This is a genomic window from Sphingomonas glacialis, assembly GCF_014653575.1.
Lineage (GTDB): Bacteria > Pseudomonadota > Alphaproteobacteria > Sphingomonadales > Sphingomonadaceae > Sphingomonas > Sphingomonas glacialis.
Genome location: NZ_BNAQ01000006.1, coordinates 267,751 through 283,154, shown reverse-complemented (window position 1 = coordinate 283,154; position 15,404 = coordinate 267,751). Strand labels below are relative to the sequence as shown.

General features: G+C 67.6%; 18 protein-coding genes. All 18 read left to right on the top strand.

Translation table 11 applies throughout. The annotated features are described in order from the left end of the window. Positions 1 to 312: 312 nt before the first annotated feature. The gene (locus IE187_RS18145) at positions 313 to 1,353 is read left to right on the top strand and encodes an ArdC family protein (RefSeq protein WP_189677424.1); all 1,041 of its coding nucleotides are present in this window, start codon (positions 313 to 315) and stop codon (positions 1,351 to 1,353) included. Between the two features lie 37 nt (positions 1,354 to 1,390). Next, the gene (locus IE187_RS18140; protein ID WP_189677423.1) at positions 1,391 to 1,798 is read left to right on the top strand and encodes a DUF2958 domain-containing protein; all 408 of its coding nucleotides are present in this window, start codon (positions 1,391 to 1,393) and stop codon (positions 1,796 to 1,798) included. An 89-nt stretch (positions 1,799 to 1,887) separates the two neighbouring features. After that, entirely contained in the window at positions 1,888 to 3,687 is a 1,800-nt protein-coding gene (locus IE187_RS18135) for a ParB/RepB/Spo0J family partition protein (RefSeq protein WP_189677422.1), read from the top strand. A 239-nt stretch (positions 3,688 to 3,926) separates the two neighbouring features. Further along, positions 3,927 to 4,343, top strand: a complete 417-nt coding sequence (locus IE187_RS18130; protein WP_189677421.1) for a hypothetical protein — start codon at positions 3,927 to 3,929, stop codon at positions 4,341 to 4,343. 437 nt (positions 4,344 to 4,780) lie between these two features. Next, the gene (locus tag IE187_RS18125) at positions 4,781 to 5,104 is read left to right on the top strand and encodes a DUF736 domain-containing protein (protein ID WP_189677420.1); all 324 of its coding nucleotides are present in this window, start codon (positions 4,781 to 4,783) and stop codon (positions 5,102 to 5,104) included. A 381-nt stretch (positions 5,105 to 5,485) separates the two neighbouring features. Continuing rightward, positions 5,486 to 5,815, top strand: a complete 330-nt coding sequence (locus IE187_RS21740) for a transcriptional regulator domain-containing protein (protein ID WP_368855615.1) — start codon at positions 5,486 to 5,488, stop codon at positions 5,813 to 5,815. Next, on the top strand, positions 5,751 to 6,248 hold the full coding sequence (locus IE187_RS21735) for a DUF2285 domain-containing protein (protein WP_498050264.1): 498 nt from the start codon (positions 5,751 to 5,753) through the stop codon (positions 6,246 to 6,248). The genes IE187_RS21740 and IE187_RS21735 overlap by 65 nt, the downstream gene beginning before the upstream one ends. A gap of 129 nt (positions 6,249 to 6,377) precedes the next feature. Next, a complete protein-coding gene (locus tag IE187_RS18115) occupies positions 6,378 to 6,659 on the top strand; it encodes a helix-turn-helix transcriptional regulator (protein ID WP_140852399.1) in 282 nt (93 codons plus the stop codon). Positions 6,660 to 6,681: 22 nt separating this feature from the next. Beyond that, complete coding sequence (locus IE187_RS18110; RefSeq protein WP_189677418.1) at positions 6,682 to 7,551, top strand: replication initiator protein A; 870 nt, start codon at positions 6,682 to 6,684, stop codon at positions 7,549 to 7,551. 205 nt (positions 7,552 to 7,756) lie between these two features. Further along, complete coding sequence (gene parA, locus IE187_RS18105) at positions 7,757 to 8,395, top strand: ParA family partition ATPase (RefSeq protein WP_189677417.1); 639 nt, start codon at positions 7,757 to 7,759, stop codon at positions 8,393 to 8,395. Next, positions 8,392 to 8,628 (top strand): hypothetical protein, encoded by a 237-nt coding sequence (locus IE187_RS18100; protein WP_189677416.1) that lies wholly within the window; start codon positions 8,392 to 8,394, stop codon positions 8,626 to 8,628. The genes parA and IE187_RS18100 overlap by 4 nt, the downstream gene beginning before the upstream one ends. After that, positions 8,621 to 9,142 carry a DUF2840 domain-containing protein gene (locus IE187_RS18095; RefSeq protein WP_189677415.1) on the top strand — a complete coding sequence of 174 codons (522 nt, stop codon included), beginning with the start codon at positions 8,621 to 8,623 and terminating at the stop codon, positions 9,140 to 9,142. Before IE187_RS18100 ends, IE187_RS18095 begins: the two co-directional genes overlap by 8 nt. Then, a complete protein-coding gene (locus IE187_RS18090) occupies positions 9,139 to 9,723 on the top strand; it encodes a S26 family signal peptidase (RefSeq protein ID WP_189677414.1) in 585 nt (194 codons plus the stop codon). The genes IE187_RS18095 and IE187_RS18090 overlap by 4 nt, the downstream gene beginning before the upstream one ends. Next, on the top strand, positions 9,720 to 10,055 hold the full coding sequence (locus IE187_RS18085; RefSeq protein ID WP_189677413.1) for a DUF736 domain-containing protein: 336 nt from the start codon (positions 9,720 to 9,722) through the stop codon (positions 10,053 to 10,055). Before IE187_RS18090 ends, IE187_RS18085 begins: the two co-directional genes overlap by 4 nt. 5 nt (positions 10,056 to 10,060) lie before the next feature. Further along, a complete protein-coding gene (locus IE187_RS18080) occupies positions 10,061 to 10,753 on the top strand; it encodes a lytic transglycosylase domain-containing protein (protein WP_189677412.1) in 693 nt (230 codons plus the stop codon). A 253-nt stretch (positions 10,754 to 11,006) separates the two neighbouring features. Then, positions 11,007 to 12,758 (top strand): relaxase/mobilization nuclease domain-containing protein, encoded by a 1,752-nt coding sequence (locus tag IE187_RS18075; protein WP_189677411.1) that lies wholly within the window; start codon positions 11,007 to 11,009, stop codon positions 12,756 to 12,758. A 32-nt stretch (positions 12,759 to 12,790) separates the two neighbouring features. Beyond that, complete coding sequence (locus IE187_RS18070) at positions 12,791 to 14,947, top strand: conjugal transfer protein TraG (RefSeq protein WP_189677410.1); 2,157 nt, start codon at positions 12,791 to 12,793, stop codon at positions 14,945 to 14,947. Further along, entirely contained in the window at positions 14,944 to 15,363 is a 420-nt protein-coding gene (locus IE187_RS18065) for a CopG family transcriptional regulator (protein ID WP_189677409.1), read from the top strand. Before IE187_RS18070 ends, IE187_RS18065 begins: the two co-directional genes overlap by 4 nt. The last annotated feature ends 41 nt before the right edge of the window (positions 15,364 to 15,404 follow it).

The window sequence follows — 15,404 nt, the reverse complement described above, 5'->3', positions numbered from 1 at the left end:
GGAGTCCCTAACGGGTCTCGGCCATGCGGTAACGATCGCTGGGCCGGCCGGCACTGCCGTCCGAGATATGGGCGCCGCGCTCGCGCGACGGCGTCTTTGTGTGGCCACTCCCAGCAAGCGGAGGATGGTCGGCGCTCCCTGCTAGGCCCGCCCGCGGCGGCCGCAAGTCGGGCTATGCCCGACTGCTCCACTGACGTTTCGCCCCTTCGGGTGCAGCCGCCGCTCAAGCGGGCCTCTCCAGTCGCTCTCGCCGCCCAACCCCCGCTTTCCGGGGGTGGCCATGGTGGTTTTGGGCGGTGTTGGAGGTGAGCCATGCGGTCGAGCAACACAGCGCGTGCCAAGGGTCGGCGGTCGGGAAATAGCAAGGGGCAGGGGGCGGTCGCTTCGCCCGAGCCGGTCAGTCCACGCGGGGACCTCTATCAAGAGGTCACTAGCCGGATCGTCGCGGAACTGGAGGCAGGCCGTTTTCCTTGGGTCCAGCCGTGGAAGGCAGGCGGCGCGGTCGCGCCCGGCATGCCGCGCAATGCACTGACGGGCAGGGCCTATTCCGGCATCAATGTTCTGATCCTGTGGGCGACCGTCATCGAGCGGGGTTATCCCTCGCAGAGCTGGCTGACCTTCCGGCAGGCGCTCGAAGCGGGCGGATGCGTTCGAAAGGGCGAGCGCGGGACCACCGTGGTCTATGCCGATCGCTTCACGCCCGAAGGCGAAAAGGCGCGCGCGGCGGAGACCGGCGAGGGGGATGGCGGTCAGGGTTCGCTGCGGGGCAGCGAACCCCGTCAGCCCCGGCAGGTCGCTTTTCTCAAGCGCTTTACCGTCTTCAACGTGGCGCAATGCGAAGGCCTGCGCGAGGGGCGGGCGGCCGATCCCGCGCCTCTCCCCGACGATTGCGCTGTGCCGCTTGCCGCGGCGGTCATCGCTGCCAGCGGTATCGCGTTTCAGGTCGGTGGGTCGCGCGCCTTCTACGCGCCCGGTCCCGACCTGGTCGTGGTGCCGCCGCAGTCCGCGTTTTTCGAGCCGATCAATTACTATCGCACGGCCTTGCACGAACTGACGCACGCAACCGGGCACAAGACGCGGCTCGCCCGCGATCTGGCCAATGCCTTCGGATCGGAAGGCTATGCCCGCGAGGAATTGGTCGCCGAACTCGGCTCGGCCTTCCTCTGCGCGGCGCTCGGCATCGTGCCGACCGTGCGGCACGCCGATTATCTCGCCTCGTGGCTGGACGTGCTGCGCGGCGATGCGCGCGCGATCTTTCGGGCTGCCAGTGCCGCGAGCAAGGCCGCCGAGTGGCTGCTCGCGCGTCATCACGAAGCCGCTGCGCCGGGCGTCGCGCTTTACGAGGCGGCGTGAGCGCCGCGCCTTCCTCTCAGAGCAAAGGATCCCAGTTATGGAACTGCTGACCCCTGCGCTGCGCGCGGCGCTGCGCGCCAATGCGACGAGCGCGGGCTTGCCCGGATACGATCCCGCGCCCGTCCTCAAACTGTTCAATCCCGTTGGTCACGCCACATGGCTGGCGACCGAGCTGGACGACGACGGCGACGTGCTGTTTGGCCTTGCCGATCTCGGCTTCGGCTGTCCCGAGCTTGGCTATTTCAGCCTGTGCGAATTGGCGCGCGTCCGCCTGCCCTTCGGCCTCGGCATCGAGCGGGATATCGGTTTCGCCAGTGATTTTCCGCTGTCGCGCTGGGCGCATGCCGCACGCGTGACGGGTTCGATCCTGAGGGCCGAAGCCATCCTGAGGCGCGAGAACCCCGCGCCCGACCCCGAGCTTTCGTCCGATCCCACGGACGGCTGACGCGCGGCGCGTTTTCGCCGCAATCCAAACCGGTCCCGCTACCCCAGCGATCAACAAGGACGGGACCGGCACTCACAAGGAGTAGACCGATGAAACTCGATTTTATTGCGCTCGACAAGCTGTCCGTCAGCAGGACCAACATGCGCTACGCGAAGAAAGCCCCGGACGTGTCCGACATCCTGCCGACCGTGCGCAGCCGGGGCGTGCTCCAGACGCTGCTGGTCCGACCCAACGGAGCGCTTGACGCATTTGAGATCGTCGCTGGAAGCCGCCGCTTCCATGCGGCGCAGATCGTTGCGGAAGAGCGCGGCGAGGCCGAGCCCCTGCCGTGCGCGATCCTCGATGACGGCGACGATGCCGCCGCCATCGAAGCGTCGCTGATCGAGAACATGGCGCGGCTCGACGCCGACGAGGTGACCCGGTGGGCAACCTTCACGCGGCTGGTTCGCGAGGGTCGCACGATCGACGAGATTGGCACGACCTTCGGCCTGCCCGATCTGACCATCAAGCGCGTGCTGGCGCTCGGCAACCTCTTGCCGCGCATCCGCAGCCTGTACGCGGCCGAGAAGATCGATCGCTGCACCGTCCGCCATCTGACGCTCGCCAGCAAAAGCCAGCAAAAGGCATGGCTGGCCTTGCTCGACGATCCCGACGCCCGCGCGCCTGTCGGCCACCAGTTGAAGGCCTGGCTGTTCGGTGGGACTTCGATCGCCGTCTCCCGCGCCTTGTTCGACGTCGAGTCCTACCCGCATGCGATCGTCACCGACCTGTTCGGCGAGGAGCGCTATTTCGCCGACAGCGAGGCGTTCTGGACCGCCCAGAATGCCGAGATCGAGACGCGCCGTGCCGCCTATCGCGACGCAGGCTGGCGCGATGTCGTGATCGTGCCGCCGTCCGAGCAGTTCGCCTCTTGGGACTATGAGAAGGCGGGCAAGCGCAAAGGCGGACGCATCTATGTCGATGTCCGTTCCACCGGCGAGGTCGTGTTTCACGAAGGCTATATCAGCCGCAAGGATGCCGCACGGATCGCCAAGGGGGAGGGGGCGGCTGCCGCGCCTAAGCCCGCGCGTCCGGAAGTGACCAGGACCATTCAGACCTATGTCGATCTCCATCGGCACGCCGCCGTGCGCGCCGCGCTGACCGACACGCCCGGCGTCGCGCTGCGGTTGATGGTCGCGCATGCGATCACTGGCTCGCCTCTGTGGGCGGTGCGGCCCGAGCCGCAGCTCGCGCGCAACGATGCCGTGACGGAGAGCGTCGAGAATGCCCGCGGGGAAGCCGATTTCGACGCACGGCGGCGTGCCGTCCTCGGTCTTCTCGGCTTCTCGCCCGAGGAGCCGCATGTGCTGGGAGGTCATGGCGATCCGTCCGGCCCGGCAGGTCTGTTCCTCCGCCTGCTCGACCTGCCCGACACGGCGGTGCTCGATGTGGTTGCGATCGTCATGGGCGAGAGCCTTGCGGCGGGCAGCGCGGCGGTCGAAGCGGTCGGCCTGCATCTGGGCGTGCGGATGGAGCACTATTGGCAGGCCGATGCGGCGTTGCTCGACCTGATCCGCGATCGGGACGTGCTGCTCGGCATGGTCGCCGAAGTCGCGGGACCGGCGGTTGCCGATGCCAATGCGGGTGAAAAAGGCAAGACGCTGCGGCGCATCATCGCCGACCATCTCGGCGGCGTCGACGGTCGCGCGAAACGCGAGCATTGGGTGCCGCGCTGGATGACCTTCCCGCCGTGCGCCTATACCGCGCGCGGTGGCGTCGGCACGGTCGCGGCCCATGCCAAGGTCATCGCGGCATTGGATGCGCTCGAACCCGGTCCCGTCGCGCCGGAGGACGAAGCGAGCGGTGCCGAACCCGACAACGACGAACAGCCGCAGGCGGTCGCGGCCTGAACCCATGCGAGACGGCGGGTCCGCCCGCCGTCTCTTGGTGCCCAAATCCGGCCGCGCCGCGCGCCTGCGGCACGCGGCGCGGCGATCCGGAAATCAGTAGGTCCGTATCCGCAGCGTTCCGTGTCTCAGGATCGGCGGGTCTTTTGCGAGCGGCCAAGATGTTGTAGAGAAGGAAAACATTGGCGCTGTGGTGGCGGTGGAGAGCGCGTTCGACGACCTTGGTCGTAAGGAGGACGCTCGTGTTCTTGGCTGTACCGATCCTGATGATCGTCGCATTCTATATGATGCGGCTGATGTTCACCGTCACCCTCAACGCGCTGCCGCTCCTGGCCGGGCTGGCGGCGTTCTTCGTCGTCCGCGGCGCGGACGGCTCATTTGTGCAAGCGCTCCTTGCCGGTGGCGGCGTCGCGCTCGCGGTGACCGCGCTCGGTCGCGTCGCAATCGAGCGCAGTTCGACCCCGCTGGCGCGGGGGCTGATCCTGATCGCGTTCGCAGGCCCGGTCGCGGTGATCGCCTTCCCTATGGTCTGGGGCCTGTCCGCGCCGGTCGTCGGCAGCGCGCTCGGGTGCGTCGCGGCAGCGGGGTCGGCCCTCGTCGCAGGATCGATCGCGTGGCGAAAGTTCGCCGAACCTGGAGGCCGCCCGCTTCGAGACTGATCGCTGTCGGGTATCGGCTCGGAGCAGGCGGCCAGCGCCACGCGCCGCTCGAGGGGGAGGGTGGGAGGAGAGCGGATGGTGCGGGTCCGTCACGCTCGGGGCGCCGGCTGGCCGGCAGGGTGATGTCGCCCCAGTCCGCGAGGCCCTTCTCGGATCTGCTGTCGCACAACGCGCCGTCTTTCGGGGGATCGAGGCCGCCTGAGGTCTCGTTGATGGCTGTCTAGCCGGAGGACGGCTGCGCCTCGAGCGCCTGAGCCGCAACCGCGCGCCCGCCCCTTTCTTCCCCTGGGCTAAAGCCCATTCCTCGCGAGACAAGAAAGCGGCGGTCGCGCGGTCCTTCGCTGTGCTGCGGGCAGAGCTGCGGCGGCGCTCGCCTCCGGCTCCTCGACGCCATCGAGACCGCATTGGGCGGCCCCGACAAACGAAGGACTAGCATCATGGCGAACATCGGCAGCTTCAAGAAAGTCGGCTCGGAATTTCAGGGCCAGATCGTTACCCTCAGCGTCCAGACCAAGGGCGTCCGGATCGTGCCGGAGGAAAGCCGCAGCAACGACGCTGCCCCCAGCCACCGCATCTACGTCGGCCGCGCCGAGATCGGGGCCGCCTGGGCCAAGCGCTCCGCCGAACAGCGCGATTATCTCTCGGTCAAGCTCGACGATCCGAGCTTCACCGCTCCCATCTTCGCCAATCTTTTCGATGACGCGGACGGCGCGGGCTACACGCTGATCTGGTCGCGGGGGCGTCGCGCCACCAACGACTGAGCCGACACGGCGCCCCGCCCAAACCGGGCGGGGCGCCTTTTTCGCATCTGCGGAAGATCGCAGATACGGATTTCCGTAATTGGACAAAGGCGTATTTGCGGAAGCGTGCAGATCCGATTGTACGCAAGGACGCGCCATTGGTTGGTCGTACGCGGGGAGAGCGATCTGCAGCGCAACGTACAGCCGCGCGGGATCCGCTCCACGATTTTCGAAGGGTGGAGACCGCGCAGCTCTTCAATACCCCGAATTCTGGCGGCGGCGTTGCCGCCGGCTCCCGCCCGAACGGGCCATGGTCATGCCGAATCCGGGTCTTCTGCCCTTTCGGGCACCCGGTCAGCCTGACGCCAGGCCGAGTGGGCCGGGAGCCCGATCATCGCGACTGTGCCGCCATCACGCCCGAGCCGGCCTGACCGCTACGCCAGTCATGATCTGGCGGATTTCGCGCAAGAGTTCCTGCGACGCAATCCGGCCTATCGTACGGCGTGGGACGCCGCACGGCGCGCGCGCGGTCGGCCCCACGTCAGCTCCGACACGGGAGGGCTGGCCCGGCAGTGGGGGCTGGCCTGTCTCTTTCGATCCCGATCGCCCGCCGCGCGCCGCGCCGGCGCTATGGCGCGCCGACACCGCGGCGAGCGTCGTCACGCTCATCTCCGCGCCGCCCGGCTTCGCCGCGGCGGCGCCGTTACCGCCCGCCATAGCGCCGATCGCTGACGCAACCGACGCTGGCGGCCGCCATCTCGTGATCGACACGCCGTCCTGCCGCAACCGCCTCTGGCTGCTCGGCACCGAGCCGGGCGCGGCGCTGGTGATCCTGCTGGCGCCGACGCGTCACCCGGTGCGCGTCGCGGCGGCGGACGCCGCGCGCTGCCTGATGGCGGGCGTGCCGCGTCTGTTCGGCACGGCCGCGCTCAGCCCGACCCGCCTTCAGCATCGTCGGCTCGTGTTGCTGCTCGACATTCTGGACGCGCGTCTCGCTGGCGCCTCGACGCGCGAGGTCGCGACCACGCTGCTTTATCCCTGGCTTGCCGATATTCCGGCTCTCGCCTGGACGGCATCGAGCGAACGGCGACGCACGCAGCGCATGATCGCCGAGGCCCGCGGTCTGATGCAAGGCGGCTACCGAGCTCTCCTGTCCGGGCGGTGAGGGCTCCGGCTGCGACATTTTCATGGGGGTGGGTTTTGGCCACTCCTTCGCCTCGCCCAATGTCCGCCAGAACGACCGGCAACCGGACAGAGCTGGCGAAAGCCGCCGATCGTCCGCCCGGAGACGACCATGCCTGCACGCACCCAGCCGCCCGAACGCTATCTTCGCACCCCGGATGCCGCGCTGATCCTCGGTCTATCGGCCAGGACGCTCGAAAAGCATCGCAGCTACGGGACGGGCCCGGTCTATCACAAGCTCGGCGGCCGCATCGTCTATACGCTCGACGATCTGCGCAACTGGGCCGATCGCGGCATTCGCCGCTCGACGTCCGACGCCGGGCACGACGTTATCCATCCAGCCAAACGCCGCTTCCAGAACGTGCCGGCGACCGCCGGGCCGGTGCGCCGGTGACCGTCGCCTCGGAAGACCGGTCATGACCGCGCGCCACGCCGATGGCCAGCTCGACCTGTTTCGCGCGATCCCCGGCGACCTCGCGCCGCGCGATGCGCAGGATCTGATGGCTTGGCCGTTCTTCAGCCTCGCCAAGTCGCGCCGCGTCAAGCCGATCGCCTTCAGGCTGGGCGACGTCTCGATCAACGTCGAGGCGACGCCCGAACACGGCATGGCGACGATCTGGGACGCCGATATCCTGATCTGGGCGGCCAGCCAGATCGTCGAGGCGCGCGATCGCGGGAGACCGACATCGCGGCTTATGGCGACTACGCCGCATGCCATCCTGACCTTCATTTCGCGCGGCGTGGGCTTACGCGACTATGAGCGGCTCAAAGCGGCGCTCGACCGGCTGCAATCGACCACCGTCGCCACCACCATCCGCCAGCCCTTGCAGCGCCGGCGTCATCGTTTTTCCTGGATCAACGAGTGGAAGGAGCGGCTCGACGCGCACGGGCGACCGCTCGGCATCGAGCTGATCGTGCCCGACTGGTTCTATGCCGGCGTGCTCGACCAGGCGCTCGTGCTGACGATCGACCGCGCCTATTTCGAGTTGAGCGGTGGCCTCGAGCGCTGGCTTTACCGCATCGTGCGCAAGCATGGCGGTCGTCAGCGCGGCGGCTGGAGCTTCGATCTCGCACACCTGCATTTGAAGTCCGGCGTGCTCTCGCCGCGCAAGCAGTTCGCATTCGCGCTGCGAGATATCGTGCGGCGTCAGCCGCTGCCGGGATACCGCCTCGCGCTCGAATTCGCGATGGGCCGCGAGCGGCTGCGCTTCGTCGCCATTCCCCCCGATCCGTTCGACGTCGCGATGCGCCGCGTCGGCCTTAAGCCTGTGGATATCGACCGATGACGCTCGTGCTATCGTTGACCGGCAGGCTCGTGCCATCGGAAACCGAAAGCTCGTGCTATCGGAAACCGAAATGTGCGGTAATGCGTTGTTTCAGAAACGGAATTCGGCGCCTTAACTGTGCTAACTTAGAATCCTACGGATTCTTTCTAACGCGTGTGCCCGGACCACGCCCTGTGGATATCGTGCAGCCCGCCGGGGCGGCGACATGATCGTCGCGTTGCTCAACCAGAAGGGCGGCGTCGGCAAGACGACGCTCGCGCTCCACCTGGCCGGCCTCTGGGCGCGGCAGGGCCGGCGCGTGGTCGTGGTCGATGCAGACCCGCAAGGGTCGGCGCTCGACTGGTCTCAGGCGCGCGGGGATACAGACTGCCCCAGGCTGTTCGCCGTGCTTGGCCTGTCGCGCGATACGCTCTTTCGCGAGGTGCCGGACTTGGCAGCGGGCGCCGATCATGTCGTGATCGACGGCCCGCCGCGCATCGCTTCGCTGATGCGGTCGGCGCTGCTCGCCGCCGATCTCGTGCTGATCCCGGTCCAGCCCTCGCCACTGGACGGGTGGGCGTCCGCGGAGATGCTGGCTTTGTTGGCGGAAGCCCAGTCGTTTCGCCCGAACCTTGCTGCGCGCTTCGTGCTCAACCGGTGCGTGGGCCGCACCGTCATCGCGCGCGAAACTGCCGCAGCGCTGGAGGGCCAGGTGCCATCTTTGCTCCGCGCGCGCATCGCGCAACGCGTCCTGTATGCCGAAGCAATCGGACAGGGACGGCTTGCGTTCGAACAGGATCCCGACGGCCCCGCCGCACGCGAACTGGCTGCATTCGCCGCAAGCGTCGCGAGCCTGGCGCCATGAGCCGCGCGGGCTTTGCGACACGCCCCGGCGCGGCCGAGCGCTGGGTAAAGGCGCGTGACGGTGCGGCGTTGCCGGTGACCACCGGCTTCACCGCGCGCCTGACGATCGATGTCACGCCGGCGATGCGTCGGCACCTGAAACGCGCGGCGCTCGAGCAGAATGTGAGCGTCGCCGACATGCTCCGCGCGCTCTTCGCCCGCGAGTTCCCCTTGTCCGGAGAGAGCCATGAGTAAGCTGAGCGCGCCCCGCCGCATCCCCGATCCGCCGGCGGTGCCACCGCCCTCGCGCTGCCGCACCTATGCCGAGCTCCATTGGATCGAGGGCGAGATCGAGCACTGGATTCGCTTCGGCGCCGAGGTCGAAAACGTCATCGTCTCGCGGCGCACGCGGATCGTCGGCTTCGATGCCGGCACACTGTTCGCCTTGGTGCGCTGGTCGTCGAACGACTATGGGACGACCGCATCGCGCATCGATATCGTTCGGGCGCCCACTGCGGACGAGGGCTATACGACGTTGCCGTTCGTCCGTCCCGGCGGCGACAGTCTGCTCTCGGTTCGCGGATGGCCCAAAGTTCAGATCGTGCTGCGCGCGATTGACGCCATCGAGGCGCTGAGCATCGATCCGGGCGAGGTGGCGCCGGACTATTGGCGCCATTTGCACAACCGCATCGCCGCCGGCCAGTCACCGCGCGACTATTCGCGCGCCCGTCACAGCGTCTGGCTGCTGCGGCGGAGGCTGCTGTCATGACCCGCTTCGGCTATGTCATGGTCGCCTCCTTCGCGACCATGGCGACGGTGGTCCCCGCCTTCCTTCATCCCGCCGCCCGGCTGATCTGGAACGCGAGCGAGAGCGTGCCGATCGGACTCTATGCGGTGCGAGCAGCGGCACAGCCCAGGCGCGGCGACCTGGTCGCCGTCGTGCCGCCAACGGCGCTCGCCGGCTATCTTGCAGGCCGCCATTACCTGCCGCTGCACGTGCCCTTGCTCAAGCATGTCGCGGGCATCTCCGGTCAACGCGTCTGCCGGCCGGGCACGCGCGTCACCGTCGACGGCGTGACGCTGGGGTCCGCGCTCCACCGCGATCATCGCGGCCGACCGCTGCCAGTCTGGCATGGCTGCCGGACGCTCGGCACGCGCGACGTCTTCCTGATGAATGCGTCCGTGCCCGACAGTTTTGACGGGCGCTATTTCGGGCCGCTTCCCGCCTCCACGATCGTCGGCCGGCTGACGCCGGTCTGGATCGTGGGCGCGCACCCGCGCGCGACCGAACGGTCGGCGACAGGCGCGAATTCCCCTCTGACCCACACCAAGGAAGGATCCGACCAATGACGCAGATCGACCGCTTCGTCGCGACGCCCGAAGGCTATCTCGGCGAACTCTGGACTCTCACGTTGCATGCCGACCTCTGCCTGGTCGCGGTGGCACCAGGCGGTGGCGAGACCATGCCCGATTACCGCATCTACATCGGCAGTGACGATCAGGGCGCCGAGGTCGGCGCCGCTTGGAAAAAGGTAGGGGAGCGCGCCGGCGCCTATGTTTCGCTGTTGATCGATGACCCGGCATTCAGTCGGCCGATCCGCGCAAATCTCCTGCATTCCGACGTGGATGGTGCGCACTATCTGCTCTGGACCCGCCCGGCGCGGCAGCACCGCGAAGGCTGACGGTAATGCGCAGCCTTCGCACCGTCGCGGTCGGAGTTCTGATCGTTCTGGTCGCGGCTCCGCTGCCGTCTGCGCACGCACGGGCGGCAGCGGAGGCGCCGACCCCGGTCGACGACTATGTCGCCGAGGCCGCGCGCCGGTTCGCCATCCCCGAGGGCTGGATCTATGCGGTGATGCGCGTCGAGAGCGCCGGCAACCCCCGCGCCGTGTCGCCGCGCGGGGCCTGTGGGCTCATGCAGATCATGCCCGCGACCTGGTCGCAATTGCGCATTCGCTATGGGCTCGGCGACGACATCTACGACCCGCACGACAACATTCTCGCTGGCGCGGCCTATCTTCGCGAGATGCACGATCGCTACGGTACGGCGGGCTTTCTCGCGGCTTATAATGCCGGGCCCGGTCGCTACGATGCGTATCTGACGACGGGCCGCGCACTGCCGTCGGAAACGGCCGCCTATGCGCGTCGCCTCGCGCCGTTGGTCGGCGGACGGGCTGACAGCGCTCCGGCCGAATCTCTTCCCGACCCGCTGGCGTGGACGCGCGGCGCACTGTTCACCACGCGAACCACTGCGCCTTCGGATGGCGCCGGGAGCGCATCCGACTTTCCGCCGGACCGGCGATCGCCCAGGCCTTCGGTGGCGCCTCCGGCCGTCGCACCAAGCCTCTTCATCGCGCGCTCGGTCGTGGTCGGTCGATGAGCGGGCCCTGCGCTTTGCGGCGGGTCCGCTCGCCTTCGCCCGCCGTGATGTGTGGGGTGTGGGGGCCGAACTGTGCCTTGAAGAAGCGATGGCGAGATAAAAGCACCGCCGTCGGCCGGGGTGCATGTGGTTGGTTTTATTCTGTATTTTGCGCCGTCACGCAGGTTGCGCAGCCGGCGTTTGGGCAAAAGTATCGTGTAAATTCAACGCGAACAGCGCCGTCTTGGCTGCGTTTTCGCGACTTGCGGCCGTCATGAGCAAGGTCGAGGATCTGTTCCGGGTTCGACCGGGCAAGAGCAAGGCGCGCGGTGCCGGCAGTGGGCGGCGGCTCCAGTCGCTCGCCGCTCTGGTCAAGACCTCCGCCATGCGCTCGGGCGCGTTGTATCGGCGGATGAGCGGGCGCGGCGGCGGCACCGGTCATCTCGGTCGAGGCCGCAGCGCTGCGCTGTTGCGTCGGCCGAGCGCGACCAGCCGCCGGGTCGTCGTCAAGGCGCGGGTCGTGCGCCACACCGGCTCCAGATTCCGCTCGGCGCCGCTTGCACGGCACGTCATCTATCTCGAGCGCGATGGCGTGACGCGAGACGGTCGCGATGCGGCCATGTTCGGTCCGTCGACTGACGCAGTGGACAGCGAGGGCTTTGCGGGGCGCTGCGAGGACGACCGCCATCATTTCCGCTTCATCGTCTCGCCCGAGGATGCGACCGAGCTGGAGGACCTCCGGACCTTCACCCGGGAGTTGATGGCCGACATGGCGCATGATCTCGACACCGAGCTCGATTGGGTCGCGGTCGACCATTGGAATACCGACAATCCGCACGTCCATATTCTCGTGCGCGGTCGCATGGGCGATGGGCAGGATCTGGTGATCGACCGCGACTATATCCGCGCGGGGCTGCGGACCCGCGCGGAGGAACGCGCGACGCTCGAGCTGGGACCACGTTCGGAGCGCGAAATACGCGCCGCGCTCGACCGCGAGATCGACGCCGATCGATTTACCAGCCTCGACCGCCAGTTGCTGCGCCAGGCGGATCGGGCCGGGGGCTTGGTCGACCTGCGTCCTGACCCGTCCGATGCGGATCCCGACTACCGCCGGCAGCTGGTCGGGCGGGCGATGAAGCTCGAGCGGTTGGGGCTGTTCGAGAGCGGCGGGCCAGCGTGCTGGACGGTGCAGCCGAATGTGGAAACGACGCTGCGCGATCTCTCGATCCGCGGCGACATCATCAAGACCATGCATCGTGCCATGTCGGCGGGTGGTGCGGCGCCCGACATGACCCGCTTTGCGCTGCATCGCGACACGGACCCGGAGCCGGTGCTGGGTCGGCTGGTCGAGCGCGGCCTGCACGACGAACTTACCGGCACCGCCTACGCCGTCATCGATGGCGTCGATGGCCGTACGCATCATGTGCGGTTCGCCGATATCGACATGACGGGTGACGCGCGACCCGGCGCGATCGTGGAGCTCAGGTCCTGGGATGATGGCAAGGGCCGGCAGCGGCTGTCGCTCGCCACCCGGTCCGACCTCTCGCTCGCGGACCAGATCTCGGCCTCGGGTGCGACCTGGCTCGACCGCCAATTGGTCGCGCGCGACGCGATGCCGCTTGGCGAAGGGTTCGGCGAGGACGTGCGCGAAGCGTTAGGCGCCCGGACCGAGCATCTGGTAGGGCAGGGGCTCGCCGTGCGGCAGGGGCAGCGCACGGTGTTCGCGCAGCAGATGCTGGGTACGCTCAAGGGCGGCGAACTGGACGAGGCGACCCGGCGGATCGCCGAACGCACCGGTCTGCCGCATGTGCCGTCCAAGCCCGGCGAATTCGTCAGCGGCGTCTATCGCGAGCGCGTCACCCTGGGTTCGGGGCGCTTCGCAATGATCGACGATGGTCTCAGCTTTCAGCTCGTGCCGTGGCGCCCGGCGCTCGATCAGCATCTGGGGCGCCACATTACCGGCACGATAGCAGTCGGCGGCGGCGTCGACTGGAGTATCGGCAGGCAGCGCGGGCTCGGTCTGTGATGCGCGCAGGTTCATTTCGGCAGGAGGTTTGAATGTCGGCCACCAGGATTCTGTGGGGTCAAATTCTCGTCGTCGCCTTGGTCGTTCTGATCGGGGTCTGGAGCGCGACACAGTGGACCGCCGCGGCGCTCGCCTATCAGAGCGAGCTCGGCGATCCGTGGTTCATCCTGTTTGGATGGCGGATCTACGCACCGCCTGCCTTCTTCTGGTGGTGGTTCAGCTTCGACGCCTATGCGCCGCGGATCTTTCTCACCGGCGGCTATATCGCCGCGGGGGGCGGGTTCGCTGCCATTCTCGTCGCAATCGCCATGTCGGTGTGGCGGGCACGGGAGCGCAAGACCTCCGAGACCTATGGCTCGGCACGCTGGGCGAACCTGCCCGACATCAAGGCTGCCGGACTGCTCGACGACAAGGGCGTGGTGCTCGGCCGGTTCGGGCCACACTATCTGCGCCATGACGGCCCCGAGCATGTGATGTGCTTCGCGCCGACCCGCTCGGGCAAGGGCGTCGGGTTGGTCATCCCCTCATTGTTGACCTGGCCCGGCTCGACGATCGTGCACGATATCAAAGGCGAGAATTGGAGTCTGACCGCGGGGTTCCGTTCCGCGTTCAGCCGGGTGCTGCTGTTCGATCCGACCAACCCAGCATCTGCGGCGTACAATCCGCTGCTCGAGGTGCGCCGCGGCAAATGGGAGGTGCGCGATGTCCAGAATGTCGCCGACGTGCTCGTCGACCCCGAAGGCTCGCTCGAAAAGCGCAATCATTGGGAGAAGACCAGCCACGGCCTGCTGGTCGGTGCGATCCTGCACGTCCTCTATGCCGAGCCCGACAAGACGCTCGCCGGCGTCGCGAGCTTCCTGTCCGACCCGAAGCGGCCGATCGAAAGCACGCTCGCCGCGATGATGCGGACGCGTCACCTGGGCGAGCGGGGCGTGCATCCGGTGGTGGCGTCGGCGGCGCGCGAACTGCTTAACAAGAGCGACAACGAGCGCTCGGGCGTACTCTCGACCGCGATGAGTTTCCTGGGGCTCTACCGTGATCCCGTCATCGCCACCGTCACGCGCCGATGCGACTGGCGCATCGCCGATCTGGTCGAAGGGCAGCGGCCGATCTCGCTCTATCTGGTCGTGCCGCCTTCCGACATCAGCCGCACCAAGCCGCTCGTGCGCCTGATCCTAAATCAGATCGGCCGGCGGCTGACAGAGGAGCTGACGCCGAAGGCACGGCGCCACCGGTTGCTGCTGATGCTCGACGAATTCCCGGCGCTTGGCAGGCTCGATTTCTTCGAATCCGCGCTCGCCTTCATGGCGGGCTACGGGATGAAGGTGTTCCTGATCGCCCAGTCGCTCAACCAGATCGAAAAGGCGTACGGGCAGAACAATTCAATCCTCGACAATTGCCATGTCCGCGTGACCTTTGCGACCAATGACGAACGCACCGCGAAACGTCTGTCGGATGCGCTCGGCACCTCGACCGAGATGCGCGCGATGAAGAATTATGCCGGGCATCGGCTTTCACCGTGGCTTGGCCACCTGATGGTGTCGCGCACCGAGACTGCGCGACAATTGCTGACCCCCGGCGAAGTCATGCAACTGCCCTCGACCGATGCGGTCGTGCTGGTCTCGGGAGTTCAGCCGATCCGGGCGACCAAAGCGCGGTATTATCAGGATCGGCAGCTCGCCGACCGCATCGTGCCTGGACCCATGGCGAGCGGCGATGATCCCGGTGGCCCGCCCGGCGATGATTGGACTCCGGCGCCAGAGGGCCCGATCACGCTCCTTCGATTGCCGGCGCCGATCGATCCGCCCGCGTCCGATAAAGCTTCAAATTCAGGTTTCACACCGAACCCGGCGTCGGCTCAACCGCCCGAATTCACCCAGGATCAAGGCATTGCTGCAGTGCGCACCGCGACGCCAAAGGTCGCAGCGGATGACGTGCCGACCGCCACGAAGGTCGCTGCGACCGACGCGAAAGGCAGCGGGGAGCCCGCCAATGCCGGCATCCGGCGGGAGCCGGATCTTGGCGAACACGAAGAGGTGGTGCCGCCGAAAAAACGTCGCGAATTCGATTTCAGGGATCCGCGTGCGGACCCCGAGACTAATGCGATCCTCGACCGCAAGCTCGCCGAGCGCATGACCAAGGTAGCGCGTCAGGCGTCGCTCGATCCCAAGGACGGAGTGGAATTATGACCGGCGCCAACCGCATCAAGCATACCTTCCGGCTGCCGCCGACACTGTCGAGCCAGCTCGCCGATTACGCCCGCGCCAAACGCGTATCGCAGGCGCAAATTGTCGAGACGGCGATCGCGTCCTTCCTTTCGCCCGACGGATCGGAACGGATCGAAGCGGCGCTGGGACGGAGGCTCGATCGCATGACCCGACAGGCCGAACGGCTTTCCTGGCGCCTCGAGGTCGCGAGCGAGACGCTCGCGATCTTCGTCCTGTCGTGGCTGACGGCAACGCCGCCCGTGCCCGAAGGGGATCGTGCGAGTGCCGAGGCCCAGGCCTGGGAACGCTGGTATGGTCTGATCGAGATCATTCGATCCCGGATCGAGACCGGCAAGGGGATCATGGAGGAAATGTCCCGCGACATTCCGGGGCGATAAGGTCGGCCCTCGTACCGGACCGCCGACCGGGTCCCGCCTGG